At 70.1% G+C, this 26,853-nt stretch carries 25 protein-coding genes and 1 tRNA gene; 10 read left to right on the top strand and 16 right to left on the bottom strand.

Annotated features, from left to right (window positions below):
- Window positions 1–23: 23 nt before the first annotated feature.
- The 11 genes from QRN40_RS15205 to polA form a co-directional block, all read right to left on the bottom strand.
- Window positions 24–1,058, bottom strand: a complete 1,035-nt coding sequence (locus tag QRN40_RS15205) for an AAA family ATPase (RefSeq protein WP_285116600.1) — start codon at window positions 1,056–1,058, stop codon at window positions 24–26.
- Window positions 1,048–1,632, bottom strand: a complete 585-nt coding sequence (locus tag QRN40_RS15200) for a hypothetical protein (RefSeq protein ID WP_285116599.1) — start codon at window positions 1,630–1,632, stop codon at window positions 1,048–1,050. Before QRN40_RS15200 ends, QRN40_RS15205 begins: the two co-directional genes overlap by 11 nt.
- Entirely contained in the window at window positions 1,629–2,381 is a 753-nt protein-coding gene (locus QRN40_RS15195) for a DUF4129 domain-containing protein (RefSeq protein WP_285116597.1), read from the bottom strand. Before QRN40_RS15195 ends, QRN40_RS15200 begins: the two co-directional genes overlap by 4 nt.
- 79 nt (window positions 2,382–2,460) lie before the next feature.
- Complete coding sequence (uvrB, locus tag QRN40_RS15190) at window positions 2,461–4,527, bottom strand: excinuclease ABC subunit UvrB (protein ID WP_285116596.1); 2,067 nt, start codon at window positions 4,525–4,527, stop codon at window positions 2,461–2,463.
- Between the two features lie 99 nt (window positions 4,528–4,626).
- Window positions 4,627–5,229 (bottom strand): dephospho-CoA kinase, encoded by a 603-nt coding sequence (gene coaE, locus QRN40_RS15185; protein ID WP_285116595.1) that lies wholly within the window; start codon window positions 5,227–5,229, stop codon window positions 4,627–4,629.
- A 97-nt stretch (window positions 5,230–5,326) separates the two neighbouring features.
- On the bottom strand, window positions 5,327–6,769 hold the full coding sequence (gene rpsA / locus QRN40_RS15180) for a 30S ribosomal protein S1 (RefSeq protein ID WP_285116593.1): 1,443 nt from the start codon (window positions 6,767–6,769) through the stop codon (window positions 5,327–5,329).
- A gap of 108 nt (window positions 6,770–6,877) precedes the next feature.
- Window positions 6,878–7,861 (bottom strand): epimerase, encoded by a 984-nt coding sequence (locus QRN40_RS15175; protein WP_285116592.1) that lies wholly within the window; start codon window positions 7,859–7,861, stop codon window positions 6,878–6,880.
- Window positions 7,858–8,487, bottom strand: a complete 630-nt coding sequence (locus QRN40_RS15170) for a DUF4166 domain-containing protein (RefSeq protein WP_285116591.1) — start codon at window positions 8,485–8,487, stop codon at window positions 7,858–7,860. Before QRN40_RS15170 ends, QRN40_RS15175 begins: the two co-directional genes overlap by 4 nt.
- 22 nt (window positions 8,488–8,509) lie before the next feature.
- Window positions 8,510–10,183, bottom strand: a complete 1,674-nt coding sequence (locus tag QRN40_RS15165; protein ID WP_285116589.1) for a DUF885 domain-containing protein — start codon at window positions 10,181–10,183, stop codon at window positions 8,510–8,512.
- An 87-nt stretch (window positions 10,184–10,270) separates the two neighbouring features.
- The gene (locus QRN40_RS15160) at window positions 10,271–10,615 is read right to left on the bottom strand and encodes a hypothetical protein (RefSeq protein ID WP_285116587.1); all 345 of its coding nucleotides are present in this window, start codon (window positions 10,613–10,615) and stop codon (window positions 10,271–10,273) included.
- A 25-nt stretch (window positions 10,616–10,640) separates the two neighbouring features.
- The gene (polA, locus tag QRN40_RS15155; RefSeq protein WP_285116586.1) at window positions 10,641–13,313 is read right to left on the bottom strand and encodes a DNA polymerase I; all 2,673 of its coding nucleotides are present in this window, start codon (window positions 13,311–13,313) and stop codon (window positions 10,641–10,643) included.
- A gap of 57 nt (window positions 13,314–13,370) precedes the next feature.
- Here polA and QRN40_RS15150 point away from each other — a divergent pair, with 57 nt between their 5' ends.
- The gene (locus tag QRN40_RS15150; RefSeq protein WP_285116584.1) at window positions 13,371–13,775 is read left to right on the top strand and encodes a hotdog fold thioesterase; all 405 of its coding nucleotides are present in this window, start codon (window positions 13,371–13,373) and stop codon (window positions 13,773–13,775) included.
- An 81-nt stretch (window positions 13,776–13,856) separates the two neighbouring features.
- Here the strand turns inward: QRN40_RS15150 and QRN40_RS15145 are convergent, their stop codons facing one another.
- Window positions 13,857–14,465, bottom strand: a complete 609-nt coding sequence (locus QRN40_RS15145) for an ANTAR domain-containing response regulator (protein ID WP_285116583.1) — start codon at window positions 14,463–14,465, stop codon at window positions 13,857–13,859.
- Between the two features lie 38 nt (window positions 14,466–14,503).
- On the opposite strand from QRN40_RS15145, the gene QRN40_RS15140 reads away from it, so the two are divergent.
- Together QRN40_RS15140 and QRN40_RS15135 are read left to right on the top strand one after the other, a co-directional pair.
- Window positions 14,504–14,586 (top strand) — tRNA-Leu (locus tag QRN40_RS15140).
- Between the two features lie 107 nt (window positions 14,587–14,693).
- Window positions 14,694–16,565, top strand: a complete 1,872-nt coding sequence (locus QRN40_RS15135; protein ID WP_285116582.1) for a cell wall-binding repeat-containing protein — start codon at window positions 14,694–14,696, stop codon at window positions 16,563–16,565.
- A gap of 29 nt (window positions 16,566–16,594) precedes the next feature.
- Here QRN40_RS15135 and QRN40_RS15130 read toward each other — a convergent pair whose 3' ends face one another.
- On the bottom strand, window positions 16,595–17,095 hold the full coding sequence (locus QRN40_RS15130) for an FBP domain-containing protein (RefSeq protein ID WP_285116581.1): 501 nt from the start codon (window positions 17,093–17,095) through the stop codon (window positions 16,595–16,597).
- 84 nt (window positions 17,096–17,179) lie between these two features.
- On the opposite strand from QRN40_RS15130, the gene QRN40_RS15125 reads away from it, so the two are divergent.
- A complete protein-coding gene (locus QRN40_RS15125) occupies window positions 17,180–17,503 on the top strand; it encodes a thioredoxin family protein (RefSeq protein ID WP_285116580.1) in 324 nt (107 codons plus the stop codon).
- A gap of 30 nt (window positions 17,504–17,533) precedes the next feature.
- On the opposite strand, the gene QRN40_RS15120 is transcribed toward QRN40_RS15125, so the two are convergent.
- Window positions 17,534–18,343 carry an MBL fold metallo-hydrolase gene (locus tag QRN40_RS15120; RefSeq protein WP_285116579.1) on the bottom strand — a complete coding sequence of 270 codons (810 nt, stop codon included), beginning with the start codon at window positions 18,341–18,343 and terminating at the stop codon, window positions 17,534–17,536.
- Between the two features lie 48 nt (window positions 18,344–18,391).
- Between QRN40_RS15120 and QRN40_RS15115 the strand changes: the two genes are divergently transcribed.
- The gene (locus tag QRN40_RS15115; protein ID WP_285116578.1) at window positions 18,392–19,423 is read left to right on the top strand and encodes an LLM class flavin-dependent oxidoreductase; all 1,032 of its coding nucleotides are present in this window, start codon (window positions 18,392–18,394) and stop codon (window positions 19,421–19,423) included.
- 123 nt (window positions 19,424–19,546) lie between these two features.
- A complete protein-coding gene (locus tag QRN40_RS15110) occupies window positions 19,547–20,488 on the top strand; it encodes a hypothetical protein (RefSeq protein WP_285116577.1) in 942 nt (313 codons plus the stop codon).
- Window positions 20,489–20,581: 93 nt separating this feature from the next.
- Here QRN40_RS15110 and QRN40_RS15105 read toward each other — a convergent pair whose 3' ends face one another.
- Entirely contained in the window at window positions 20,582–21,049 is a 468-nt protein-coding gene (locus QRN40_RS15105) for a VOC family protein (protein ID WP_285116574.1), read from the bottom strand.
- Between the two features lie 68 nt (window positions 21,050–21,117).
- Here QRN40_RS15105 and QRN40_RS15100 point away from each other — a divergent pair, with 68 nt between their 5' ends.
- Complete coding sequence (locus QRN40_RS15100) at window positions 21,118–21,906, top strand: SGNH/GDSL hydrolase family protein (RefSeq protein WP_285116573.1); 789 nt, start codon at window positions 21,118–21,120, stop codon at window positions 21,904–21,906.
- Between the two features lie 7 nt (window positions 21,907–21,913).
- Here the strand turns inward: QRN40_RS15100 and QRN40_RS15095 are convergent, their stop codons facing one another.
- Complete coding sequence (locus QRN40_RS15095) at window positions 21,914–24,358, bottom strand: phosphoketolase family protein (protein ID WP_285116571.1); 2,445 nt, start codon at window positions 24,356–24,358, stop codon at window positions 21,914–21,916.
- Window positions 24,359–24,459: 101 nt separating this feature from the next.
- On the opposite strand from QRN40_RS15095, the gene QRN40_RS15090 reads away from it, so the two are divergent.
- The 3 genes from QRN40_RS15090 to QRN40_RS15080 are packed head-to-tail and all read left to right on the top strand — an operon-like array spanning window position 24,460 to window position 26,831.
- Window positions 24,460–25,353, top strand: coding sequence for an alpha/beta fold hydrolase (locus QRN40_RS15090; protein ID WP_285116569.1), 894 nt, complete (start codon window positions 24,460–24,462; stop codon window positions 25,351–25,353).
- Window positions 25,350–25,919 (top strand): GNAT family N-acetyltransferase, encoded by a 570-nt coding sequence (locus QRN40_RS15085; protein WP_285116567.1) that lies wholly within the window; start codon window positions 25,350–25,352, stop codon window positions 25,917–25,919. The genes QRN40_RS15090 and QRN40_RS15085 overlap by 4 nt, the downstream gene beginning before the upstream one ends.
- A gap of 24 nt (window positions 25,920–25,943) precedes the next feature.
- Window positions 25,944–26,831 (top strand): EamA family transporter, encoded by an 888-nt coding sequence (locus tag QRN40_RS15080; protein WP_285116566.1) that lies wholly within the window; start codon window positions 25,944–25,946, stop codon window positions 26,829–26,831.
- Window positions 26,832–26,853 lie beyond the last annotated feature (22 nt).

Raw genomic sequence — 26,853 nt, 5'->3', positions numbered from 1 at the left:
GCTCGGCCGTGACCGTGACGTGGTCACAGCGCCGGCGCCTCGTCGCCCGCGCGTCGGGCCGCCCCGACTGCGGGCGGTCCGGCGACGGTGTTGACGACCTCGGTGACCACCTGTTCCGCGGTCACTCCGCTGGTCCAGCCCTGCACGGTGAGGGTGAGACGGTGCGCCAGTACCGGGACGGCCACCGCTTTCACATCATCGGGGATGACGAAATCGCGGCCGGCGAGGACGGCGAGGGCGCGGGCGACCAGCAGGAGTCCCTGCGACCCGCGTGGGGAGGCGCCGACCTCCACCGAGCGATGCCTCCGCGTCGCCGCCGCGAGGCGCACGCAGTACTCCGCGATGTCGGGGTCGACGTCGACCGCCTCGACCCCCGCCTGCATGGCCGCCAGGGTGTCGGCGTCGATCACCGGGTCGACCGTCGCCACCTCGTGCCGCCGGGCGACGCGCGCCAGCAGCACCCGCGCCTCGCCCGCCTCATCCGGATAGCCGACGCTGAGTCGGACCATGAAGCGGTCGAGCTGCGCTTCGGGCAGCGCGTACGTGCCCTCCGACTCGATCGGGTTCGCCGTCGCCACGACGTGGAACGGCGACGGCAGCGGGAAGCTGCGTCCCTCCACCGATACCTGCCCCTCCGCCATCGCCTCCAGCAGCGCCGACTGCGTCTTCGGCGACGTGCGGTTGATCTCGTCCGCCAGGAAGAGCCCCGTGAAGACGGGGCCGGGGCGGAACTCGAAGTCGGACGTGCTCGGCACGTACACGAACGAGCCCGTGATGTCCGACGGCAGGAGGTCGGGCGTGCATTGCAGCCGGCGGAAATCGAGGCCGACGGCTGCGGCGATGCTGCGTGCGGCGAGGGTCTTGCCGAGTCCCGGGACGTCCTCGAACAGCACGTGACCGCCGGCCAGGATGGTCGCGAACGCGACGCGGAGCGGCTCGCGCATCCCGACGACGACGCTCCCGACCCGGTCGAGGACGTCGGCGCCCAGGCGCGCGACCTCCGCGATCGGGAGGGCGACGGGCGGCGCAGCGGATGCGGTGCGGGGGTCAGCGGGCACGGGGCGTCTCCTCAGAGGTCGGGGCGGACGTGCGGGCCCGCGGCCCGCCGTTCGGTTGGGACGGCGCGGCGTCGTCGTGACGGGCGATCGCCTCCAGGCGGTCGAGCATGGCGCCGAGTTGGGCGGTGCGCGGGGGCGCGACGGCGGAACCGCGTCGCAGGAGCGCAAGCAGCTCGGGACCGAGAAGCAGGTCGAGCTGCGGATCGGCGGCACGGTCCTCGAGGTCGAGACCGCGCAGCCGCAGCGTGCGCTCGGCGACCGAGCGGAGCGCGCGCAGGCCCTCCGGCGAGACGCGGCCGCCGCGAGAACTGTACGACCATCCCAGCTGCACGACATCCCTCCGGGACCCCGGTCGCGGCGGCGCGGCGGGAACGGCCCAGATGACGTCGGGCGCCTCCCCCAGCGCCGAGAGACAGGCGGTCAGTGCGAGGACCGCGGCCCCGAGACCGATCGCGTGGGGCGCATCCATCCCGAGGTACCAGGCGGCGACAGCGAGGGCGATGCCGAGGAGGGCGGACAAGATGAGTCGCCGCAGCATGCGCGGTGGGAGGCGACGGCGCTGGGTCGTCGTCATCGGCGTCCCTGGCCGGAGTCGGCGGGATGGGCGCGGCCCGCGGCTCGTCCGCTGTTCCAGGAGGAGCGGAGCGCGTCCACCGCCTCGCGAGCAGCTGCGACGTCGCCCGGAGTGACGGGGGCGCTGCTGAAGCGGGCCCGCAGGTAGAGCGAGAGGAGGCGACCCGCAGCATCCCGATCGGCGGCGACCCGCGCGACGACCCGCGCCGCGAATTCGGCCGGGGTCTCGGCGGGGAGGCGTCGGACGCCGGAGTCGGCCGCGCCTTCTTCGAGACCCAGCCACGCGCGTTCGACCGCATCACGCGGCTCGCGCTCTTTGGCGAGCACCTCGGCGGCTCGGTCCAGCCCTCTCCTGACGTGCTCGGGCTCGGGCTCGGGTTCCGGCGACGCCTGCGGGCTGGACGTGTCAGCGCCGCTCACGTCGCCCAGCGACGGGAGTTCCGGTGGGGCGCCGCGACGTCGGCGGAGCCGCCAGATGAGGGCGAGCGCGATGATGACCGCGAGGATGATCAGGCCGATCAGCACCCAGGAGAGGTCGAGCCGGGTCTCGTGGTACGCCTGACCGGGCTCTGGCGTTCCGGTGGCGCGCTGCTCGACCGGGTCGGTGCGGATGGGCGCCGGCGGCAGGAACATCCGCGGCCCGGTGAACTGCGGTGCACCCTGGAACGCGACGGCAGCCAGCGCGACGGCCACGAGCGCGACGCAGGCCGCGAGTGTCCACCGCCGCCGCCCCGCCGCCTTCGTCGCCACCCTGCCACCGTAGCCCGACATCCGTCGCTGCGGTGCTCGAGTGACTGCGAAGCCCTTGCTGCTGCGGAGGCCGCGCGGCTCAGCCCAGGTGGCCGGCCTTCTCCATCTGCCGGAGGTCGCGCTTGAGGTCGGACAGTTCGTCACGCAACCGCGCGGCCAACTCGAACTTCAGCTCACCTGCCGCCGCCAGCATCTGCTGGTTGAGGTCGGAGATGATGCTCTCGAGCTCAGCCGCCCCCTGCGCAGCGATGCCGCCGTTGCGGAGGTTGGGCGTGGGGCTCTTGCGCTTCTGCTCCCGCCCGGCGAGCATCCGAGCCGTGTCGGCCTCTTCGCGCGCCAGGATGTCGGTGATGTCGGCGATGCGCTTGCGAAGCGGCTGCGGGTCGATGCCGTTGACGCGGTTGTACTCGATCTGCTTCTCGCGCCGCCGGTCGGTCTCCTCGATCGCGCTCTTCATCGAATCGGTCAGGACGTCGGCGTACATGTGTACCGCCCCGGACACGTTTCGCGCCGCACGCCCGATGGTCTGGATGAGCGACGTCGACGAGCGCAGGAAGCCTTCCTTGTCGGCATCGAGGATCGCGACCAGCGACACCTCCGGGAGGTCGAGTCCTTCTCGCAGCAGGTTGATGCCGACGAGCACGTCGTAGACGCCGGCACGCAGCTCGGTGAGGAGCTCGACGCGGCGGAGGGTGTCGACATCCGAGTGCAGGTAGCGGACCTTCACCCCGGCCTCCGCCAGGAAGTCGGTGAGCTCCTCCGCCATCTTCTTGGTGAGCGTCGTGACCAGGATGCGCTCGTCGCGCTCGACCCGCACGCGGATCTCCTCGAGCAGGTCGTCGATCTGCCCCTTCGTCGGCTTGACGACGATCTCCGGGTCGATCAGGCCGGTCGGGCGGATGATCTGCTCGACCACGCCGTCGGCGATGCCCATCTCGTACTTGCCCGGCGTCGCGGACAGGTAGACGGTCTGGCCGACGCGGTCTTTGAATTCGTTCCATTTGAGCGGCCGGTTATCGAGCGCGCTCGGCAAGCGGAAGCCGTGCTCCACCAGGGTGCGCTTGCGCGACGCGTCGCCCTCGTACATCGCGCCGATCTGCGGCACGGTCACGTGGGACTCGTCGATGACCACCAGGAAGTCGTCCGGGAAGTAGTCGAGCAGGCAGTGCGGCGCCTCGCCCGGCAGCCGGCCGTCGATGTGCCGCGAGTAGTTCTCGATGCCAGAGCAGAAGCCGATCTGCTCCATCATCTCGAGGTCGAATTGGGTGCGCATGCGCAGACGCTGGGCCTCGAGCAGCTTGCCCTCGCGCTCCAGCTCCTGCAGCCGCTCGCGCAGCTCGTCTTGGATCGTGACGATGGCGCGCTGCATCGTGGCGGGGCTCGCGGCGTAGTGCGTCGCCGGGAACACCGACACCGCATCCATCTTCTGCAGCACCTCGCCGGTCAGCGGGTGCAGCGAGTACAGCGCCTCGATCTCGTCACCGAACAGCTCGATGCGGACGGCGTGCTCCTCGTACATCGGGATGATCTCGATCGTGTCGCCGCGCACCCGGAACTTGCCGCGCGAGAAGTCGACGTCGTTGCGCTCGTACTGCATCCCGACGAAGCGGCGGATGAGCGCGTCGCGACCGACGTTCTGGCCGACCTGCAGGGCGACCATCGCCTCCAGGTACTCCTCGGCCGCACCGAGGCCGTAGATGCACGACACCGTGGAGACCACGACGACGTCGCGGCGGCTCAGCAGGGAGTTCGTGGTCGAGTGCCGCAGTCGCTCGACCTCGGAGTTAATCGACGAGTCCTTCTCGATGAAGGTGTCGGTCTGCGGGACGTACGCCTCGGGCTGGTAGTAGTCGTAGTAGGACACGAAGTACTCGACGGCGTTGTTCGGCAGCAGCTCGCGGAACTCGTTCGCCAGCTGAGCGGCCAGGGTCTTGTTGTGGGCCAGCACCAGGGTGGGACGCTGCACCTGCTCGATCAGCCAGGCCGTGGTCGCCGACTTACCGGTACCGGTCGCGCCCAGCAGGACCACGTCGGTCTCGCCGGCGTTGATGCGGCCGGCGAGCTCGGCGATCGCCTGAGGCTGGTCACCGCTCGGGCTGTACTCGCTGACGACCTCGAAGGGACGGACGGAGCGCGTGGGAAGCATGCCTCCAGTCTAGGAAGGACCACCGACACTCGGTCCGGCTCTCGCTCACAGCGGAACGGCCTGCACTCCGAGTCGTCGCGCGCACAAGGGAGGCGTGGCTCAGGATGCGGCGCGCAGTCGCTCCCACAGAGAGTCGACCTGGTCCAGCGTCTGCTGAAGCGTGCCGCCGGTGTCGATGACGTCGTCGGCGACGGCGAGCCGCTGCTCGTCGGTGGCCTGCGAGCGGATGCGGCGCTCGGCCTCGGCCGCGTCCATCCCGCGCAGGGTCACCAGGCGATGGATGCGCGTCTCGGCGGGCGCGTGCGCGACGACGACGCGATCGAAGGGGTACTCGTTGGCCGACTCCACGAGCAGCGGGACGTCGTAGACGACGATCGCCTCGGGGTCGGCCTCTGCGGCGGCGCGGAAGCGCTCGGTCGACGCGGCGAGCACGGCAGGATGCGTGATGCCGTTCAGCGCCTGCAGCGCCTCCGGGTCGCCGAAGACGATCGCGCCGAGGGCCGGACGGTCGAGGCTGCCGTCGGCGGCGATCACCCCATCGCCGAAGCGTTCGGCGATCTGCGCGAGGGCCGGGGTGCCCGGCTCGACGACCTCGCGCGCGATGCGGTCGGCGTCGACGACGACGGCGCCGTGGGAGGCGAGTCGGGAGGCGATGGTCGATTTGCCGGAGGCGATCCCGCCGGTGAGTCCGATCAGCTGCACTCGCTCAGCCTAGCCTCGCCTCCGCTCTGGCCGTCGAGTGGCCCGGAACGCCGAAACGGCCGGTCCCGAAGGACCGGCCGTCTCTAGGAGCGGGTGCTCAGTTGTTGGAGCTGAGCTTCTCGCGCAGAGCCGCGAGCGACTCGTCGTCGGCGAGGGTGCCGCTGTTGCCCGACTCGGACGTGTAGGAGGACGTACCGCTGTCGGCGGCAGCCTCTTCGAGGCCCTTCGCGACCTGGCGCTTGTGCGCCTCCCAGCGCGCCTGGGCGGCAGCGTACTGCTGCTCCCACTCGTCGCGCTGCGTCTCGAAGCCTTCCTTCCACTCGTTGGTCTCCGGGTCGAAGCCCTCGGGGTACTTGTAGTTCCCCTGGTCGTCGTACTCGGTGACCATGCCGTAGAGGGCCGGGTCGAACTCGGTGCCCTCGGGGTCGACGCCCTCGTTGGCCTGCTTGAGGCTCAGCGAGATGCGGCGGCGCTCCAGGTCGATGTCGATGACCTTGACGAACACCTCGTCGCCCACCGAGACGACCTGCTCGGCCAGCTCGACGTGCTTGCCCGACAGCTCGGAGATGTGGACGAGGCCCTCGATGCCGTCTGCGACGCGGACGAACGCACCGAACGGGACGAGCTTCGTGACCTTGCCCGGTGCGACCTGACCGATCGCGTGGGTGCGGGCGAAGACCTGCCACGGGTCCTCCTGCGTCGCCTTGAGCGACAGCGAGACGCGCTCGCGGTCGAGGTCGACCTCGAGGATCTCGACGGTGACCTCCTGGCCCACCTCGACGACCTCGGAGGCGTGCTCGATGTGCTTCCAGGAGAGCTCCGACACGTGGACGAGACCGTCGACGCCGCCGAGGTCGACGAACGCACCGAAGTTGACGATCGACGAGACGACGCCCTTGCGGACCTGGCCCTTGTGCAGGTTGTTGAGGAACGTGGTGCGAGACTCCGACTGGGTCTGCTCCAGCAGCGCGCGGCGCGAGAGCACCACGTTGTTGCGGTTCTTGTCGAGCTCGAGGATCTTCGCCTCGATCTCCTGACCCAGGTAGGGGGTGAGGTCGCGGACGCGGCGCAGCTCGATGAGCGAGGCCGGCAGGAAGCCGCGGAGGCCGATGTCGACGATCAGGCCGCCCTTGACGACCTCGATCACCGTACCGGTGACCACGCCGTCGGCTTCCTTGATCTTCTCCACATCGCCCCACGCGCGCTCGTACTGCGCACGCTTCTTGGACAGGATGAGGCGGCCTTCCTTGTCCTCCTTCTGGAGAACGAGGGCCTCGACGGTGTCGCCGACCTCGACGACCTCGGTGGGGTCGACGTCGTGCTTGATGGAAAGCTCGCGGGAGGGGATGACGCCCTCCGTCTTGTAACCGACGTCGAGGAGGACCTCGTCGCGGTCGATCTTGACGACGGTGCCTTCGATGAGGTCTCCGTCGTTGAAGAACTTCAGCGTCTTTTCGACCGCGGCAAGAAAGTCCTCAGCAGATCCGATGTCGTTGACGGCGACCTGCTTGGGTGCCTTGTCGGTCGTTGCGGTTGTCATGTAGTGGGTGCTCCGTAATGGACAGGAATCAGGCCGGTCGCGATGGTTCTGTTTTTGTGTTCCGCGAACGGCAGGCGGATAGAGGTGTCAGACAAGTGACGTTCCAGTCTACCGGGCTGCGGACGCGTGCAGCAAGCCGCGGTCGGCGAGGATGTCGCTGAGCGCCGGCTCCAGGTCCGGGTAGGCGAATTCGTACCCGGCGTCGAGCAGGCGCTCGGGCACCACCCAGCGGCTTTTCAACACGAGTTCGGTCTCGGTGCGGATGGCGACGGAGCCCAGTTCGAGCATCCACCGGGAGGCCGGGAGGCCGATGCGCGCGCCGAGGAGGCGCCGCAGCGTCGCCATCATGGTGCGGTTGTCGGTGGGGTTCGGCGAGGACACGTTGACCGGGCCGTCCAACTCGGCGTGGTCGCGCACGAACTCGATCGCGCCGAGCACATCGGCGATGTGGACCCAGCTGAAGCGCTGACGCCCTCCCCGCGCCCGGAACTCGTGGAAGGTCCCGGCGTTCCGCCTCGCGGCCGTCGCTAACCATGGTCCGTCGACCTGGGGTCCGCCGAGGCCGAAGCGCACGAGGTTGACCAGCGGCGTCAGGGCGCTGCCGTCTCCGAGCACGATCGCCATGCGGAGGGCGACCCGCCGGGTTCCGGGCAGCGCGCCCGCGAACAGCTCCCGCTCCCACGCCTTCGCCACCTCCACCGAGAAGCCCGTACCGAGCTCGCCCGTGGACTCGGTCATCGGCCGGTCCTCCGCGTGACGGTAGATCGTCGCAGTGCTGGCGTTGAACCAGACAGGCGGCGGGGAGTCGCTCGCGGCGATCGCTTCCCGGACGGCCGCGGTCGTTGCGAGGCGCGACCGGAAGATCTCGGCACGGTTGGCGTCGCTGTAGCGGCAGTCGACGCTCTTCCCGGCGAGGTTGATGACCGCGGAAGCTCCGGTGACGGCTGCGCGCAGCCCGGCGGCGTCGTCCCAGCGGACGTCGGGCCCGCTCCGGCCGACCAGGACGACCTCCGCCCCAGCGTCGCGGTAGTGCCGCTCCAGGTAGCGCCCGAGGAATCCGGACGCCCCGGCGATGACGATTCGTTCGCTCACTCCGACCGCTGCTCCTGTTCTGCGATCCCGTACTGGAACCGCCCTCGATACTGATAGATCCTGCCGACGACCGGCAGTGCCACGGTGATCGACACCAGCTGTCGCTCGGTGGCGTCGTCCCAGCGCTCCGTGAGCACGACCACCGGGGCGAGGAGGTTCGGGATGCGCACCCGGCGGCCGCCGACGACCAGCCACACGGCGGTCGACCGCAGGCGCAGACCGCCGTCTCGCACGGTCGCCGCAAACCGTGCCTCGGTGCGGACGGGGTCGCCCAGCCGGTCGGTCAGCGCCCCGCCCCCCACGCCGATCTCATCGACCATGATGGCCGGCCGCCCGTGAAGCTCGAAGCGCCGGACAGCGGCGACGGCGGGCGATCCGTCCGCCGCCGCCACCGCCCGGTTCACGACGGTGAACGGGACGTCGCGCTGCCAGACGGGGAACATGACATGCGCCCGGGCGAACAGCGCAAGCACCGGCCACATCCACCGCCGCGGGGTGCCCACGGTCTCGAACACGCCGCTCCCCTGCCCCACCGCGCCGTCCGGAAGAGCGTCGAAGTACACCCGCAGCCGCGGATGCAGGTCGTCGAACGCCGCGCCCAGCACGGCGCGGTACGGAGAGGTCACCGGTTGCGGAGGATGCGCTGCGTCAGTCGAGCAGCGCCGACTTCAGGGTGTCGAGGCCCACGCCGCCGATGTCGAGCGCCTTCTTGTGGAAGGCCTTGATGTCGAAGGATGCGCCCTCCCGGCGGGCGTACTCGTCGCGGAGCTGCTCCCAGATGCGCTGACCGATCTTGTACGACGGCGCCTGCCCCGGCCAGCCGAGGTAACGGTTCACCTCGAAGCGGACGAAGCCGTCGTTCATGTTGACGTTCTCGCGCAGGAACGGGAAGGCGTCCTCGCCCGTCCACGCACGCGATCCGTCCGGCAGCGGCTTCTCGAGGTGCACGCCGATGTCGAGCACGACGCGCGCGGCGCGCATGCGCTGGCCGTCGAGCATGCCCAGCCGGTCGGCCGGGTCGTCGAGGTATCCCAGCTGCTCCATCAGACGCTCGGCGTACAGGGCCCAGCCCTCGGCGTGCCCGGAGGTGCCGGCGATGCGCCGCCACGAGTTGAGTTGCGCCTTGTTGTAGGTCGCCTGCGCGATCTGCAGGTGGTGGCCCGGGACGCCCTCGTGGTAGACGGTCGTCAGCTCTCGCCAGGTGTCGAACTCGGTGACACCCACGGGAACGCTCCACCACATGCGGCCGGCACGCGCGAAGTCGTCGCTCGGGCCCGTGTAGTAGATGCCGCCCTCCTGCGTGGGGGCGATCATGCACTCGAGCCGTCGGATCTCGGCCGGGATGTCGAAATGCGACTTGCCCAGCTCTTCGATCGCCCGGTCACTGGTCTCCTGCATCCAGCGCTGCAGCGCGTCGGTGCCGTGCAGCTTGCGGCTGGGGTCGCCGTCGAGGAACTCGATGGCCTCACGGACGCTTGCGCCCGGCTTGATCTCGCGGGCGATCGACTCCTGCTCGGCGCGCATGCGTGCGAGCTCCTCGATGCCCCATTCGTACGTCTCGTCGAGGTCGACCGTGGCGCCGACGAAACTGCGGGACGCCAGAGCGTACAGCTCGCGGCCGACCGCATCCTTCTCGGGTGCGTGCGGCGCCAGCTCGTTCTCGAGGAAGTCGGCCAGCGCCGCGTACGCCTGGGCGGACTCCTGCGCGCCGGCGGTGAGGTCGTTCTTGAGCGACTCCGGCAGCACTCCGTTGAGCGGCCGGGCGTCGCCGGTGAAGTCGAAGAAGAAGCCGGTGTCGGCGACCTGCTTGCGCGCCTGCGCCAGCACCTCGCGCACCTGGCGGACGGCCGGGACGTTGCCCGCCGCGATGCCGCTCCGCAGCGTCTCGATGTAGCCGTCCATCGCCGCCGGCAGGTTGTGGAGGCGCTTGGCGACGTTGGACCAGTCGTCTTCGGTGTCGGTCGGGACCAGGTCGAAGATCTCGCGCAGCCCCTGTGCCGGCGAGGCGATGACGTTGAGGTCGCGCTGGGCGAAGCCGGCCTCGTGCTTCTCGACGTCGAGCTGGAGCTCGCGGGCGAGGTCCATCTTGGTGATGCGGTCGATGTCGTCGACCGGCTCGGCTGCTTCGATGCGGGCGAGCGCCTCCTTCACCTTCGCGATGGCGGTCTCTGCGCCGGCCGGCGAGTAGTCGGCGTACTCGCCTTCGCGACCGGGTCGGCCGAGCCACACGTGGTACTCGGGGAAGAGCTCGAGCTGGGTGTCCACCCACTCCTCGGCGATCGTGTCGACCGGGGTGGGTTCGCGCTTCTGATCGTTGGTCATGCGTCGACCCTATCGATCACACCCGGCGGAAGGCACGGGGAACCTCTGCCTGTGGAGAAGTCGACTGGACGACCGTGCGTGCACAGGTCACGCGAGTCCGCGGCGATCCAGTTCGTCATGCAGTGCGACGAAGAATCGGTCGATTTCGCCGAGACGCCGCGTGTACAGCAGCACGTTGGCGCCGGGCACCGTCTCGACCGCGTCGAACTCGATCCGCGTGTGCGTCGCATCCACGGGGATGCACCGCACCCGCTGCTCGAAGACGAACTGAGCCGAGAGGAGCTGCGCGAACGGATCTCGCAGGCTGGTCCCCTTCAGCGCGTCGCGCACGAAGTCGCGCGCCTCCTCCGGGGCGACCGGCACGATCTCGCTCGGGATGCGTCGCGGAACGACCGCCTTCTTCCGGCGCTTGCGCGGCTCGAGCTCGCTCACAATCGCAGCGTAACCGTCGGGAGGATCAGTGCGCGGCGGCGTCCCAGTTGGAGCCGCGACCCACCTGGACGTCGAGGGGCACGCGGAGATCGGCCGCGCCGGCCATGCGGGCGCGCACGATCGACTCCAGCGCATCCCACTCTCCCGTGGCGACCTCGAAGATGAGCTCGTCGTGCACCTGCAGCAGCATGCGCGACTCGAGCCGCTGGTCGATGATGTCACCGGCGATCCCGAGCATGGCCACCTTCATGATGTCGGCCGCCGAGCCCTGGATCGGCGCATTGAGCGCCTGGCGCTCGGCGTTCTCCCGCAGCACGCGGTTGGTCGACGTGAGGTCGGCGAACGGGCGCCGCCGCCCGAAGATCGTCTCGGTGAACCCGTCGACGCGTGCCTGCTCCACCACGTTGCGCAGGTAGTCGCGCACCGCGCCGAAGCGCTCGAAGTAGTCCGTCATCAGCTGACGCGCCTCCGACGTCTCGATGCGCAGCTGCTTCGAGAGCCCGAACGCGCTCAGGCCATAGGCCAGCCCGTAGGACATCGCCTTCACCTTGGTGCGCATCGCGGACGACACCTCGGCGGGCTCGACACCGAAGACGCGGGAGCCGACGAACCGGTGGAGGTCCTCCCCCGCGTTGAACGCTTCGATCAGCCCCGGGTCCTCCGACAGGTGCGCCATGATGCGCATCTCGATCTGCGAGTAGTCGGCCGTGAGCAGCGTCTCGAAGCCCTCGCCGTGGCGGAACGCCGAACGGATCTCGCGCCCCTCCTCCGTGCGGATCGGGATGTTCTGCAGGTTCGGGTCGTTCGAGGAGATGCGGCCCGTGCTGGTGCCGGTCTGGTCGTAGGTGGTGTGGATGCGCCCATCCGACTCGACCGAACGCTCCAGTGTCTCGATGATCTGCTTGAGCTTGGTGGCATCCCGATGCTGGAGCAGCAGCCCGAGGAAGGGGTGCGGGTTCTTCTCTTGCAGGTCGGCGAGCGAACCGGCGTCGGTCGAGTAGCCGGTCTTGGTCGCGCGGGTCTTCGGCATGCCGAGCTCTTCGAAGAGCACCTGCTGCAGCTGCTTGGGCGAGCCGAGGTTGAGCTCGTGCCCGACCTGGGCGTACGCCTGCGCCGCGTAGTCGTTGGCCTTGTCGGTGAGTTGCCCCCGCAGCCGCGCGAGAACCTCGGAGTCCATCGAGACGCCGCTCAGTTCCATCTCGGCGAGCACCGCGACGAGCGGCAGTTCGATGTCGTCGAGCACGGCGCGGGTGCCCTCGTCGAGGGCGATCATCTGCCCCTCGGCGACGCGTCGGATGTACCAGGCCTCGGTCGCGGGGCTGACCGCGTCGTTGATCGGGACCAGCTGGTTCGGGTCGGACACGGGAAGCGTCTCTCCGAGCACCTCGTAGACCTGCTCCGCCAGCGACTGCGGAGCGGCGCCGGGCTTCACCAGCCACGACGCGATCCGGGTGTCGAAGGCGAGCCCGTCGACCACGAATCCCGCCCGGCTCATCGACTTGAACTGAGGCTTGGCGTGGAAGAAGTACTTCGGCGCGCTGCTGGCGAGCCACTCCTCCAGCGCTGCATAGTCTTTGCGGCCGGGGACCCACGGCACATAAACGGTGTCGTCGGCGGCGGCGAGCCCGAACCCGGTGATCCCCGCCGGCCCGACCTCCAGCTGCACGGCAACGGCGGCGCCATCGGCGGAGGCCTTCGACAGCCAGTTCGCGAGCTCCTCGTCGACCATCGTGCGGACGGCCGGAGCGCTCACCGCACCCGCATCGCCCACCTCGGTGACGCTGACGACGCCGTCGAGCATCCCCTCTTCGGCGGCCGTCTTCATCAGGCGATCGAGCAGGGTCTTGAACTGCAGGCGCGCGAAGATGTCGCGCACGGCGTTCTCGTTGAGCGGCTTGCGCTCGAGGTCGTCGAGCGCGATGGGCAGTTCGACGTCGTCGAGCAGCTGGTTGAGCCGGCGGTTGCGGAGGGCGTTCTCCTTCTGGTCGCGCAGGTTCTGACCGACGACGCCCTTGATCTCGTCGGCGTGGGCGACGATGTTCTCGACCGTGCCGTACTGCTGCACCCACTTGACGGCCGTCTTCTCGCCGACCTTGTCGATGCCGATGAGGTTGTCGCTCGTCTCGCCGACGAGTGCGGCGATCTCGGGATACTGGTGCGGGTCGATCCCGTACTTCTCGCGGACCGCCGCCGGGTCGTAGATCTTCAGCTCGGAGACGCCGCGGACGTTCGGGTAGAGCAGGGTGACGTCGTCGTTGACCAGCTGGATGGTGTCACGGTCGCCGGAGACCAGGAGGACCTTGTAACCCTCCTCCACCCCGCGGCGGGCGAGGGTGGCGAGGATGTCGTCGGCCTCGTAGTCCTCCTTCGCGATGGTCGTAACGTTCATGGCGTGCAGCGCCTCTTCGAGCAGCGGGACCTGGCCGGCGAACTCGGACGGCGTCTCGCCGCGCGTGCCCTTGTACTCCGGGTACTCGCGCGTGCGGAAGGAGTAGCGGGAGATGTCGAACGCGACCGCGATGTGGGTCGGCTTCTGCTGCTGGAGCAGGTTGATGAACATCGCGATGAAGCCGTGGATCGCGTTGGTGTGCTGGCCCTCGCGGTTGACGAAACTGTCGACCGGAAGAGCGTAGAAGGCCCGGAAAGCGAGCGAATGACCGTCGATCACGAGGAGGGTAGGCTTTTCGGAGTCTGACACCAGGCAAGCCTACAAGGGGCCGGTGACACCGCAGACGACCGTCAGGAGAGGCCGAGGATGACCGAAGACGCGCTCACGTACGTGCAGCAGAGGGGGCTCGGCCGCCTGGCCGAGAAGATGGGCATCGAGATGCTCGAATTCACCGTGGAGCGGGCCGTGGCGCGCATGCCGGTGGAGGGGAACACGCAGCCCGCCGACCTCCTGCACGGGGGCGCGTACGTCGTGCTGGGCGAGTCGCTCGGCTCGATGTCGGCGAACCTGTACGCGGGCGAAGGGCGCCTCGCCGTCGGGATCGAGATCAACGCCTCCCATACCCGCGCAGCGACGAGCGGCTATGTGACCGGCGTGTGCACGCCCATCCACCTCGGCCGCACGCTGACGACGCACGAGATCGCGGTCACCGACGATCAGGGTCGCCGCTGCAGCACCATCCGCATCACGAACCTCATCAAAGAGGTCTAGGGCGAGAGCGGCCCTGATTCGTCACGAATCGTGCGCATTCGTGACGAATGACGAGCATTCGTGACGAATCCCGGGGGCTGGCTACTTCTTGGGCGGCGCGAGCTGGTCGATGATCGCCTGGGCCACATCGTGCATGGTGAGGCGGCGGTCCATCGACGCCTTCTGGATCCAGCGGAATGCCTCCGGCTCGGAGAGGCCCATCTTCTCGTTGAGGAGGCCCTTCGCGCGGTCGACGAGCTTGCGCGTCTCGAAGCGCTGCACCATGTCGGAGACCTCGGCCTCCAGCGCGATGATCTGCTGGTACCGCGCGAGAGCGATCTCGATCGCGGGCAGCAGGTCGTTCGGCGTGAACGGCTTGACGACGTAGGCCAAGGCACCGGCCTCGGTGGCGCGCTCGACGAGCTCCTTCTGGCTGAAGGCCGTCAGCAGCACGACGGGAGCGATGTGGTCCTTCGACAGACGCTCGGCCGCGGAGATGCCGTCGAGCTGGGGCATCTTGACGTCCATGATGACCAGATCCGGTCGCAGCTCGGTCGCGAGGGCGACCGCCGTCTCGCCGTCTCCGGCCTCCCCGACGACCTCGAAACCGTTGTCGCGCAGGATCTCGACGATGTCGAGGCGGATGAGCGATTCGTCCTCCGCCACGACGACGCGGCGGGGTGCGGTTGAAGAGGTCTCCTGGTCAGTCACGGTCAAAAGCCTACGGTATTCTTCAGGGGTTGTTGTGCGCCGCTGTGGCGGAATGGCAGACGCGGAGCACTCAAAATGCTTTGTCCGAAAGGGCGTGTGGGTTCGAGTCCCACCAGCGGCACGACTCCTCCGGGATCGGCGGACACCCGCCCGTAATCCTGGACACCTCCCCGATCCGGCCTACCCTGGCAGCGAGCCGCCGTGCTCGTTCACAGGGGAGCAATCGCAATGCACACACGACTCCGGCGCGCTGCCGCGTCCATCGCAGGGACGGCGGCCGCCTCCGCCCTCATCCTGACGGGGCTGGTCGCACCCGCCGCGGGAGCGGAGCCGACGGCGCCGCCAGCACCCACGACGACAAGCGGTCCGGTCGCGGCCGGCGACCCGTCGCTGGAGCAGCAGAACGCGGCCCGTAACCACGCGATGGGCTCCACCTTCGACCTGGATGCGTCAGCCAAGTCCGCCGCGCCCGTCGGCCCGAGCGTCCAGCCGGGCGAGGACTCCCCCGTGGCCGGGACGCAGTCGCTCGCTCCGATGGTGGCCGGGTTCCCGCCCGGCGTGCCGGGCCTGGATGTCAGCGGCTGGCAGGAGAACGTGAACTGGGCGTCCGTGGCTGCCAACGGCGCCAAGTTCGCCTATGTGAAGGCCACGGAGGACACCGACTACCGCAGCAGCCAGTTCAGCCAGCAGTACAACGGCTCGTACGCTGCCGGCCTCATCCGCGGCGCCTACCACTTCGCCACCCCGAGCACCTCGAGCGGCGCCGCCCAGGCGCGCTGGTTCGTTCAGAACGGCGGCGGCTGGGTCGCCGACGGCCGCACCCTCCCGCCGTTGCTCGACATCGAGTTCAACCCGTACAACAACGGGCTCGACACGTGCTGGGGGCTCAGCCCGGCGCAGATGGTGGGCTGGATCTCCGACTTCGTGAACACGACGCTCGCCCTGACCGGCCGTCCGCCCGCGATCTACACCAACACGAATTGGTGGAACCGGTGCACGGGTGGCAACGGCGGCTTCGGCAACCACCCGCTCTTCATCGCCAACTACCCCAACGATCCGGCCACCGGAGCGGGCACGATGCCGGCGGGATGGGGCTCGTTCACCTTCTGGCAGTTCCGCGCGGCGGGCTTCTTCCCGGGCGATCAGGATGTGTTCAACGGCGCCCTGAGCGACCTCCAGGCGTTCGCGCTCGGCAACCGCGTCTCCGGCGCCGACCGGTTCGGGACGAGCGCCGCGCTGTCGGCGACCTTCTCGGCGGGCGTTCCCGTCGCGTACGTGGCGTCCGGGTACGGCTTCGCGGATGCGCTGTCGGGTGCAGCGGCGGCGGGCGCTGGGAAGGGTCCGGTGCTTCTCGTGCAGCCGTACTCGGTCCCGGCCGTCGTGGCGAACGAACTGAAGCGGCTGAAGCCGCAGCGGATCGTGGTGCTCGGCGGGGCGAACGCGGTCACCGCCTCCGTCTTCTCCTCCTTGGGTGCGTACACCTCGGGCGGCGTCAGCCGCGTCGCCGGCTCCGACCGCTTCGAGACCAGCGCAGCGGTTTCGGCGAAGGCGTTCGCTCCGAGTCCCGGAGTGGGCTACATCGCGACCGGTCAGGACTTCCCGGATGCGCTCTCCGGCGCCGCCGTCGCGGCGGGCGCGAAGCCCGGCCCGGTGCTGCTGGTGAGGCCGGCGCACATCCCGCCCTCGGTGGCGACCGAACTGCGTCGCCTGAAGCCGCAGCGCATCGTGGTGCTCGGCGGCCGGACGGCGGTGTCGGATGCGGTGCTCGCCTCCCTGCGCGAATTCACCGCGGGCACTGTGTCCCGCATCGCCGGGAGCAACCGTCTGGAGACGAGCGCGGCGATCTCGGCCGCGAACTTCGCGCCGGGCGTGGCCACGCTCTACGTCGCGGTGGGCGACCAGTTCCCCGACTCGCTGTCGGGCGCGCCGGTCGCAGGAGCGGCGCGGGCGCCGGTGCTGCTGACCTGGCCGACCTGGCTCCAGCCCTCGACCATCAAGGAGCTGCAGCGGCTGAAGCCGAAGAAGATCGTCATCCTCGGCGGTCCGTCGGCCGTGACCTCGAGCGTGGCGGCGCAGCTCCAGAAGTACGTCGTGCGCTGAGCACGGACCCAGGTGTCGTCGGCGCCCGGTCAGATCCGGGCGCCGACCACCGTCGCCGCGAACCGGCGGGCGCGCTCGGCGAGCCCAGCGATCCGCTCCGCAACGACGATGTCGGCGTCGAAGCCGACGTAGGAGGGCGGCGGGGTGCGGCGCACGTTCGCGCTGCACTCGAACGCACCGCAGACGAGCGTGCCGACGGTGTCGCCGTTGCGGCCGGCCTGTCCCGCCCTCCGCGCGGACCAGAACCAGACGTCATTCGTGAGGTGCACATCCTGGCACCAGCCGCACATCGACGGCACGTGCGACCGCATGGACGCTTCGGAGGCGCGCAGCGCGATACCCACGGGACCGTCCGCCGTCGGGATGACGACGTAGCCGCGCTGCGGCAGCCGCGGGTCGCGCCAGCCCAGGTACTCGCGCCGGGTCCAGTCCACCTCGTGCAGACCCGGTGGCAGCGGAAGCTCCTCGGCTTCGCTGCGGGAGCAGTTGACGAACGACTCGCGGATCTGCTGCGGGCTCAGGATCTCCATGCGCACCTCCTCCTTCCATGCTCGCACAGGATCGGCGCGTCACCGCTTGACCCTGCCCCCGAGGTCAGGGCTTAGCGTGCTGCCATGACCACGATCGAGAGCGTCACCGACGCCACGTTCCAGGAGGATGTGCTCGCCGCCCCGGGCACCACCGTCGTCGAGTTCTGGGCGGAGTGGTGCGGTCCGTGCCGGGCGCTCGGGCCCATCCTGGAGCAGCTGCAGACCGAGCACGCCGACCGCATCCGCATCGTGAAGATCAATGCGGACGACAACATGGAGAGCACCGTCGCCTACAAGGCGCTGGCGCTGCCCGTGATGAAGGTGTTCCAGAACGGCGAGGTGGTCAAGACGATCATCGGCGCCAAGCCGAAGCCGGCCATGGAGCTGGAGCTCGCGCCGTTCCTCTGAACGGCGGCCGCTGAACCGCGACCTGCCGCGTCAGGTCAGGTGGTCGAACGCTCCGCTGACCCAGCCGATGTAGCGGTCCGCCGAACGGAGCACCGCGCCGCGCGCATCCCGGGGGATGACGTTCCCGAGGTTGCCGTACATCCGGTCGAAGGGCCGGTCGCACACCGCGTCGGCCACCCGCCGGACGACCGCCGCCGAGAGCGGGATGTCGTTCGGGAAGCTGCGCTGGAACGTCACCCACCGCTGCGACGGCCCCGGGAACACGGTGTCGCCGCTCAGCACGACCCCGCGGTCCCAGTGGACGACCGCGCTGCCCGGGAAGTGGCCGCCGACCGTCCGCAGGGTCACGCCGGGTAGGACCTCCACCTCGCCGCTCCACGACCGGATGGCCGCATCCTCGCGCTGCACCCACTGCCGGTCTGCGGCGTTGACGAGCACGGGCGGGTCCCCAAGCATCCGCGACCACGTCACCTGGGCGCCGAACATGTGCGGGTGGCTCGTCGCGACGACGGCCGCGCCGCCGAGGTCCTGCACCGCCGCAGCCGCGGCCTCGTCGACGTACCCGGTCGGATCCCAGAGCAGGTTGCCCTCCGGGGTCCGCAGCAGCATGCTCTGCTGGCCGATGCCGACCCGCGGCTCACTGCGCAAGCCGTACAGGTCGGATTCGAGCTCGGTGACGACGACGCGCTCGCCCTCGCGCTGCAGCCGCTGCAGCGTGGTCCACTCCTGACCGGTCGGCGGCACGTACTGCCGCTCGTCCTCGCAGATCGGACACGTCGCCGGCGGATGCTCGCCGCTCGAGTACTCCACCGCACACGTCGCGCACAGCCACTCCGCCATATCCCGACCCTAGCGCGGCGGAATAGTCTGCGAGGAGGACCGATTGGAGTGGATGTGAAACGCATCGGGTTCCTCAGCTTCGGGCACTACCAACCCATCCCCGGCTCCGTGTCGCGCACCGCGGCCGACGCCCTCACCCAGACCATCGAGCTCGCCGTGGCCGCCGAGGAGCTCGGCGCGGACGGCGCTTTCGTCCGGGTCCACCACTTCGCCCCGCAGCTGGCGTCGCCGTTCCCGCTGCTGGCCGCGATCGGAGCCCGCACGAAGCGCATCGACATCGGCACGGCGGTGATCGACATGCGGTACGAGAACCCCCTGTACATGGCGGAGGATGCGGCGGCCGCCGACCTGATCAGCGGCGGGAGGCTGCAGCTCGGCGTCAGCCGCGGGTCACCCGAGACCGCGCTGCGCGGGTCGGAGTCGTTCGGGTACGTCCCGGCCGAGGACGAGACGGACGCGGACATGGCACGCCGTCACACGGAACTGTTCCGCGCGGCGATCGCCGGAGCGGGCGTCGCCGAGGCGAATCCGGCCATGACCGGCGGCCAGCTCGGCGCCCTCGCGATCGAGCCGCAGTCCCCCGGCCTGTCCGACCGCATCTGGTGGGGCGCCGGCACACGCGCGACAGCGGTGTGGACGGCCGAGCAGGGCATGAACCTGATGAGCTCGACCCTGCTCACGGAGGACACGGGGGTCCCGTTCTCCGACCTCCAGTTCGAGCAGTTGCAGCAGTACCGCGAGGCATGGAAGGCGGCCGGCTGGGAGCGTGAGCCGCGCGTGTCGGTGAGCCGCAGCATCCTGCCGATCACCACCGACCTCGACCGCCGGTACTTCGGCGCCTCGGCGCTCGCCGAGCGGCACGACCAGGTCGGGCACCTCGACGGCGGTCTCGCCCGGTTCGGCAAGAGCTACGTCGGCGAGCCCGAGCGGATCGTCGAGGAGCTGCGCGAGGATGCGGCGGTCGCGGACGCGGACACCCTCCTCGTCACCGTGCCCAACCAGCTCGGCGTCGACTACAACGCACACCTGCTCGAGACGATCGTCACCCAGATCGCCCCGGCGCTCGGCTGGCGGGACTGATCAGCCCTCGAATTTGTACCCCGAACGCGGCATAGACGACTCGCGAGATCTTGGGATGATGGAGGAGCTGCACACCCGGATTTTTGCAGCACCCCGAACGTTTTCGCGTCTGAAGGGTGTGCCATGGATGGCCTCCGTCTCCGCTCCACCGTCGTCGTCTCGGCGCTCGCCCTCGGGCTGGCCGCGTCGTCGCTCGCTGCCGCAGCGCCCGCATCGGCCGTGACGCAACGCGTCGACGCAACGACCCCCAGCTCGGCGATCACCGGGATGTGGGCGTGGGGCAACCCCATCGATCCGGCAACGGATGCGCGCGGCGAGGGCATGCCGCAGTTCGAGCCGCAGGCGCTCGCCGGGTTCGCGGCGGCGCACCAGCTGCACACCGTCTTCCTGTCCGTGCCGTGGGCGGCCGACGAGGGTCCGTTCTCCGCCTGGTTGTCGGAGTCGGTGGCGGCGCTCCACGCGGCCGGGGTGACCAAGGTGGCCGCGCTGGGCGGCGATCCGGCGTGGGCCGACGATCCGTCGCTCGCAGCGACGTGGACGTCGGCCGCCCTGCGGGCCGCGCCGTTCGACGCGGTCCAGTTCGACGTCGAGCCGTGGGTCGTCTCCTCGGACAGCGAGCTGCCCGCCGTCGTCGCCAAGCTGAACACGATGTACGACGCGGCTAAGGCGGCCGCCGGCCCGGTGCCGATCGGCGCCGATCTGCCATGGTGGCTCGCGGCCAAGCCGCAGCCGGGCGGCGGCACGGCGTTCGACGCGCTGCTCCCGCACCTGAAGTCCGTCGCGATCGTCGCGTTCAGCGACCACGCCGCAGGGACGGACGGCATCATCGCGTACGCGAAGCCGGCCGCCACAGCGGCGGCGGCGAAGCGCATCCCGTTCACCATCGGGGTCGAGACGGACACCCCCGAGGTCGCGGGCGGTCCGGCTGCGACGTTCGGCGACGACACCGCGGCCCTGCTGGAGTCGGAGACGGCGAAGGTCCGCGCGGCCCTCTCGTCGCTGCGCGGCTACGGCGGGGTCACCGTCGAGCACCTGAACAGCTGGCAGGACCTGCTGGCCCGCTGACCCGCGGCTGCGGCAGCGCCGAGGTGCTCGTTGTCGCGCTCAACACGCCGAGTGGATGCGCAACGGCGAGCACTTCGGCGGAGCCGACGCCGCTCACCGGCCGTCGGCGGCCGCTTCCAGCGCGGCGATGTCGAGCTTCCGCATCCGGAGCATCGCCCGGTTGGCGCGGTCGGCGCGGTCGCGGTCCGGGTCGGCCTGCAGTTCGAGCAGGCGCCGGGGCACGATCTGCCAGTTGACACCCCAGGGGTCCTTCAGCCACCCGCACATGCTCTCCTCGCCGCCGTCGGCGGTGAGCGCGTCCCAGATCCGGTCGACCTCGGCCTGGTCGTCGCACACCACGGACAGTGAGATCGCCTCGGTGAAGCCGCCCGCGGGCCCCGTGTTCATCGCCTGGTACTCGACTCCATCGAGCGTGAAGCGGAGCACCACGAGCCCGTTCGGCATGCCCTCCCCGAACCGTTTCACCTCCAGGATGCTCGAATTCGGGATGAGCGACGTGTACAGCGTCGCGGCCTCCTCCACACCGCTCTCGAACCACAGGAACGTGCTGACCTTCTGCATGGGAGCCCCCTCATCCGGCCTCGGCGCCGATGCCGCCCATGGTAGCCGGGCGCGGTAGCGTTGCACCCGTGCCGACCACCGCATTCACCAGCTACATCGCCATCGGGGACAGCTTCACGGAGGGCGTGGGCGACGATCTGCCCGACGGACGCGTTCGCGGCTGGGCCGACTTCGTGGCGCTCGGAATGGCCGCGGCATCCACGACGCCGTTCCGCTACGCGAACCTCGCCGTGCGCGGCCGCAAGCTCGGCCCGATCGTGGCCGAGCAGGTGGAGCCGGCGATCGCGCAGCATCCCGACCTGGTCAGCCTGAACGGCGGCGGCAACGACATCATGCGCCCGCGCGTCTCCATCGAGGGTGTGGCGCAGACCCTGATGGATGCGGCGGATCGCGTCGTCGCGTCCGGCAGCCACATGCTGCTCCTGAGCGGCGCGAACCCCAGCGCGCACCTCCCCCTCGGCGGCCTCATCCGCCGTCGCGGAGAGGAACTCGCGATCGCCGTGCGCGCGATGCTCCCCCGGGACGGCATCACCTTCGTGGACAACTGGGCCGACGAAGGCCTGGAGGACAGCCGCTACTGGTCGGAGGACCGGCTCCACCTGGGTCCGCTGGGCCACGCCCGCGTCGCGAGCAACGTGCTCACCGCTCTCGGCGTCCCGGTGCCGGCGGAGTGGGGCGTCGAGGAGGTCGCTGCCGCGCCTCCCGGCGAGAAGACGCGGCGCACTGCCGACTACTACCGCCGCTACGTGCTGCCGTGGGTGGGCCGCCGGCTCACCGGCCGGTCGTCGGGCGACAACCGCGCGGCGAAGATCGCCGAGCTGACCGTGGTCGACCCGGAGTCCGCGCACCCGCTGTAGACCGGGCTCAGTCGTTGTCCCCGCCGGTGGTGTCGAAGCGGGTCGTGCGTTCGCCGCCGCCCCACGTCCACTCCGCGACCTCGGGGATGTCCTCGCCGCGTTCGCGCGTGTACTCGCGGGCGCGCAGCCGCGCATCCTGCATCTCCTGGCGCAGCTCGGCGTGACGGGACGCCAGCCCCGGCACCCTGTCGATGACGTCGATGACCAGGTGGTAGCGGTCGAGGTCGTTGAGCATCACCATGTCGAATGGCGTCGTCGTGGTGCCCTCCTCCTTGTAGCCGCGCACGTGCAGGTTGTCGTGGCCGTTGCGCCGGTAGGTCAGGCGGTGGATGAGCCACGGGTACCCGTGGTAGGCGAAGATCACGGGCTTGTCGACCGTGAACAGCGCGTCGTACTCGCGGTCGTTGAGACCGTGCGGATGCTCGCCCTCGGTCTGCAGGCGCATCAGGTCGACGACGTTGACGACGCGCACCTTGAGGTCCGGCAGGCGCCGGCGCAGGATGTCCGCGGCGGCCAGGGTCTCCAGGGTCGGGATGTCGCCCGCGCAGCCGAGCACCACATCCGGCTCTTCGCCTTCGACCTCGGTGCCCGCCCACGGGAAGATGCCGATGCCGCGGGTGCAGTGCGCGATCGCCTGGTCCATGGTCAGCCAGTTGGGCGCTGGCTGCTTGCCCGCGACGACCACGTTCACGTAGTCGACCGAGCGCAGGCAGTGGTCATAGGTGGACAGCAGCGTGTTCGCATCGAAGGGCAGGTACACGCGCACCACGTCCGCCTTCTTATTCACGACGTGGTCGATGAAGCCGGGATCCTGGTGGGAGGCGCCGTTGTGGTCCTGCCGCCAGACGTGCGAGCTGAGCAGATAGTTGAGGGATGCCACCGGTCGCCGCCAGGCCACCTCACCCGCCGACTTCAGCCACTTGGCATGCTGGTTGAACATGGAGTCGACGATGTGGATGAACGCCTCGTACGACGTGAAGACGCCGTGCCGTCCCGTCAGCAGGTACCCCTCGAGCCAGCCCTGGCACTGGTGCTCGCTGAGCACCTCCATCGCGCGCCCGGTCGGCGCGAGGTGGTTGTCGTCGTCGATCGGCAGGTATTCGGCATTCCACTGCTTGCTGGTGTCCTCGAACACGGCCTGCAGGCGGTTGGAAGCGATCTCGTCCGGCCCGAACAGGCGGAAGTCGTGCGGATTGGCGATCATCACATCCCGGATCCACTCTCCGAGAACCTTCGTCGCCTCCGCCAACGTCTCACCCGGGGCCGGTACGTCGACCGCGTAGTCGCGGAAGTCGGGCAGCCGCAGGTCGCGGCGGAGCAGCCCGCCGTTGCTGACCGGGTTGGCGCTCATCCGCCGCTCGCCCTCCGGTGCGAGGCCGCTGACGAGCTCCACCGGGCGTCCGGCCTCGTCGAACAGCTCCTCTGGGCGGTACGACAAGAGCCAGTTCTCCAGCAGCCGGGTGTGCGCCTCCGTGTCGCGGGCGTTCGCCAGCGGCACCTGGTGCGACCGCCAGTTGTTCTCGGTCGGGTGGCCGTCGATCTCGGCCGGGCACGTCCAGCCCTTGGGTGTGCGGAGGATGAGCATCGGCCAGGACGGGCGCCCGGTCAGCGTCCCCTCCTCGGCCTGCGTCTTGATCTCTGCGATGCGGTCGAGGATCTCGTCGAGCGTCGCGGCCATCCGCTTGTGCACCTCGCGCGGGTCCTCGCCGTCGAAGCCGCCGGAGACGATGAACGGCTCGTAGCCGTAGCCACGCATCAGGCTGAGCAGTTCCGACTCCGGGATGCGCGCCAGCACCGTCGGGTTGGCGATCTTGTACCCGTTGAGGTGCAGGATGGGCAGCACCACGCCGTCCTGACGCGGGTTGAGGAACTTGTTGGAGTGCCACGCCGTCGCAAGCGGACCGGTCTCCGCTTCGCCGTCGCCGACCACCGCGGCGACTAGCAGGCCGGGGTTGTCGAAGGCCGCGCCGTAGGCGTGCGACAGTGCGTACCCGAGCTCGCCGCCCTCGTGGATGGAGCCTGGCGTCTGCGGCGCGGCGTGGCTCGGGATGCCGCCGGGGAACGAGAACTGGCGGAACAGCCGGCGCAGGCCGTCCTCGCTCTGGTCGATCGCACTGTAGAGCTCGCTGTAGGTGCCGTCGAGGTAGGCGCTCGCGACCACCCCGGGGCCGCCGTGTCCGGGACCGGCCACGAACAGGGTGTCGAGGTCGCGCTCGCGAATGGCGCGGTTGAGGTGCGCGTAGATGAAGTTCAGCCCGGGCGTCGTGCCCCAGTGGCCGAGCAGCCGCGGCTTGATGTCGTCGCGCGAGAGCGGGCGCCGCAGCAACGGGTTGTCGAGCAGGTAGATCTGACCGACCGACAGATAGTTTGCCGCACGCCACCAGGCGTCCAGTCGGTCGAGCATCTCCTCGGTCAGTTCGTGAGCGGCGGACGCCGTGGTCGTGTCGGTCATTCAGGACTCCCTGCTGGCTGGCGTGTCCCCGCGCACGGAGCGACTTCGGCGCAGGTGGGCTTGCCGCGCATCCTACGGCCGCTCCGCTCCGAACAACAGGCGTGCAGAAGACGATCGTCGAGACGGATGCCGGGCCGATGGCCGTGCGGTGTACACCGCGTGAATCGGACGTGGCGACCATCCTGCTCCACGGCGCAGCGGGCTCGTGGACCACGTGGGCGCCACTGATCGCCGCCGCGGAAGCAGAGCGCGGCGTGCCGGTCCCCGACCTCGTCGTGCCGGACCTGCCGGGCTGGGGCGACTCCCCCGCCGACCTCTCCGGGCTGGATGTCGAGGTGCTCGCCGCCGCCGCGGCGACCGCCGCGCGGGCGCTCGGGTACGAGCGGTGGCGCATGGTCGGCCACTCGCTGGGCGGCTTCGTGGGACTGGAGGTGGCGGTGCGGGAGCAGGAGGCGACGCAGTCCGTCGTCCTCATCTCGGCGACGACGTTCGCCGGCCGGGCGGACGTCCTCAGCACCGGCGCGCTGTTCCGCGGGTACGCGCCGCTGATGCTCCTGCTGCAGGGGATGCGCGTGCTCGCCGCTCTCGGCGCACCCAGCGTCCGGCTGGTGCGCGCGCTCGACCGGGCCGGGATCCTCGCGCTCCTCGCCTCGCCGCTCTTCGCCCGCCGCGTCCCGGGCGTCGCGCACGAACTCGCGCGCGATCTGCGTCCGGCCGCTTTCGTCCGCGCGGTGGCCTGCGCCCGCCGGTATCCCGCTTCGGCGCGCTGGGGTCGCATCCGCTGCCCGGTCATGGCCCTGCGCGGCGACCGGGACGTGTTCGTACCCGGCCCCGACGACGCGCGGCTCGCCGCGGTCGTGCCCGGCCTCCGCACCGTCGTCCTGCCGGCGACCGGGCACTTCGCGCACGTCGAGCACCCCACCCTGGTGGCGCGACTGTGCCTGGACGATGCCTCCTGGCCGACGACCGATGCGGCCGCTAGCGTCGAGGCATGAGCGACACAGTGGTCCGCCCGGTCGAGGAGGCCGTCTGGCACGACCTGGAGACGGTGTTCAGCACGCGCGGCGACGCGTCGGGATGCTGGTGCCAGTGGTTCAAGATCCCCCGCGCGCAGAGTGACCAGCTGTCGCGTGACGATTTCCACGACCGGCTGCACGACCAGGTGCGCACCGGAACCCCCGGCGTGATCGCCTGGGTGGACGGGGAGCCCGCGGGCTGGTCGGCGGTCGAGCCGTTCTCGGCATATCCGAACCTCGCCCGCTCCCCCATCACGAAGCGCCTTGCCGACGATCCGCAGGACCCGTGGGCGGTGACCTGCTTCGTGGTCCGCATCGAATTCCGGAAGCAGGGGCTGGCCCGGGCGCTGCTCGCGGGGGCGGTGGAGCACGCCAGGGCGCAGGGCGCGGAGGTGCTGGAGGGCTATCCGGTCGACCCGGAGGTCCGCCCCTCGCTCTCGGCGGCGGAACGGTACCACGGCACCGTCTCACTGTTCCGGGACGGCGGCTTCGACGTCGTACGACGACCGAGCGCCACGCGGGCGGTCATGCGCCGCACGGTGTGATCGCTCGCCGGTAAGCTCGATCGGGTGAGCTCCACCCGTCGCGACCGCCTCGTCGGTGCGGGCACCCAGGTGGCGACGGAGATCAGCATAAACTACGGCTCGTCGCTGGCCGGTCTCCTCATCCCCGTGGTCGGCTCAATCGTCGTCGTCGCGGCCCGGCAGGTCGTCACCGCAGTCGCGGTGCTGCCGTTCTACCGGCCCCGACGTGCGGAGCTGACCTGGCGCCGGCTCTGGCCTGCTCTCGCGCTGGGAGTCGTGCTCGCCGCGATGAACCTCAGCTTCTATGAGGCCGTCGGACGGCTCGGCCTCGGCATGGCCGCGACCATCGAGTTCCTCGGACCCTTCGCTCTGGCGCTCGTCGGCTCCCGGCGGCTGCTCGACGCGGGATGCGCGGTGGCGGCAGCCGCAGGAGTCCTGCTGCTGACGGCGACCGAAGGCAGCGTGGACCCGATCGGGGTGGTCCTGGCCCTGACCGCCGCAGCGGCCTGGGCCGCGTACATCCTGCTCACCCGCCGGGTGGCGATGCGGCTGCCCGGGCTGGAGGGGCTCAGCGTGGCCAGCGTCGTCTCGACGGTGCTGACGGTTCCGCTCGCACTCATCGTCGTCGATTACAGCAAGCTGGATGCGCGCGTGCTGCTCCTGCTGCTCGCGCTCGGCGTGCTGTCGTCCGCTGTCCCGTACAGCCTCGACACGTTCATCCTGCGCCGCATCACGCCGCGCCTGTACGCGGTGATCACCAGCTTCGGACCGGTCGTCGCGACCGTCTTCGGGGTGATCGTGCTCGGCGAGCGGTTCAGTCTTATCCAGCTGGTCGGCATCCTCGTGGTGTGCGCCGCCGCCGCGGTCACGATCGCGACGCAGCGCGAGCACCCGCGTTCCGAGCTGGAGCAGGCGGCCGAGACCGTCCCCTGAGCAGCGCGCCGGGTCAGGACAG

Origin of the sequence: Leifsonia sp. fls2-241-R2A-40a, assembly GCF_030209575.1 — a bacterium.
In the GTDB taxonomy this organism is placed as follows: domain Bacteria; phylum Actinomycetota; class Actinomycetes; order Actinomycetales; family Microbacteriaceae; genus Leifsonia.
This window is presented reverse-complemented; position numbering and strand designations above follow the sequence as displayed.

What these genes read in the sequence shown, in the direction of transcription:
- QRN40_RS15095 (WP_285116571.1), bottom strand. Translation starts at nt 24,358, where the DNA reads ATGACCGACACGACCACGGCGTCCGCCGCTCACGAACTGACCGAGGAG.
- QRN40_RS15200 (WP_285116599.1), bottom strand. Translation starts at nt 1,632, where the DNA reads ATGACGACGACCCAGCGCCGTCGCCTCCCACCGCGCATGCTGCGGCGA.
- QRN40_RS15085 (WP_285116567.1), top strand. Translation starts at nt 25,350, where the DNA reads ATGAGCGACACAGTGGTCCGCCCGGTCGAGGAGGCCGTCTGGCACGAC.
- rpsA (WP_285116593.1), bottom strand. Translation starts at nt 6,769, where the DNA reads ATGACAACCGCAACGACCGACAAGGCACCCAAGCAGGTCGCCGTCAAC.
- uvrB (WP_285116596.1), bottom strand. Translation starts at nt 4,527, where the DNA reads ATGCTTCCCACGCGCTCCGTCCGTCCCTTCGAGGTCGTCAGCGAGTAC.
- QRN40_RS15110 (WP_285116577.1), top strand. Translation starts at nt 19,547, where the DNA reads ATGGATGGCCTCCGTCTCCGCTCCACCGTCGTCGTCTCGGCGCTCGCC.
- QRN40_RS15120 (WP_285116579.1), bottom strand. Translation starts at nt 18,343, where the DNA reads ATGGCGGAGTGGCTGTGCGCGACGTGTGCGGTGGAGTACTCGAGCGGC.
- QRN40_RS15165 (WP_285116589.1), bottom strand. Translation starts at nt 10,183, where the DNA reads ATGACCAACGATCAGAAGCGCGAACCCACCCCGGTCGACACGATCGCC.
- QRN40_RS15150 (WP_285116584.1), top strand. Translation starts at nt 13,371, where the DNA reads ATGACCGAAGACGCGCTCACGTACGTGCAGCAGAGGGGGCTCGGCCGC.
- QRN40_RS15135 (WP_285116582.1), top strand. Translation starts at nt 14,694, where the DNA reads ATGCACACACGACTCCGGCGCGCTGCCGCGTCCATCGCAGGGACGGCG.
- QRN40_RS15130 (WP_285116581.1), bottom strand. Translation starts at nt 17,095, where the DNA reads ATGGAGATCCTGAGCCCGCAGCAGATCCGCGAGTCGTTCGTCAACTGC.
- QRN40_RS15105 (WP_285116574.1), bottom strand. Translation starts at nt 21,049, where the DNA reads ATGCAGAAGGTCAGCACGTTCCTGTGGTTCGAGAGCGGTGTGGAGGAG.
- QRN40_RS15125 (WP_285116580.1), top strand. Translation starts at nt 17,180, where the DNA reads ATGACCACGATCGAGAGCGTCACCGACGCCACGTTCCAGGAGGATGTG.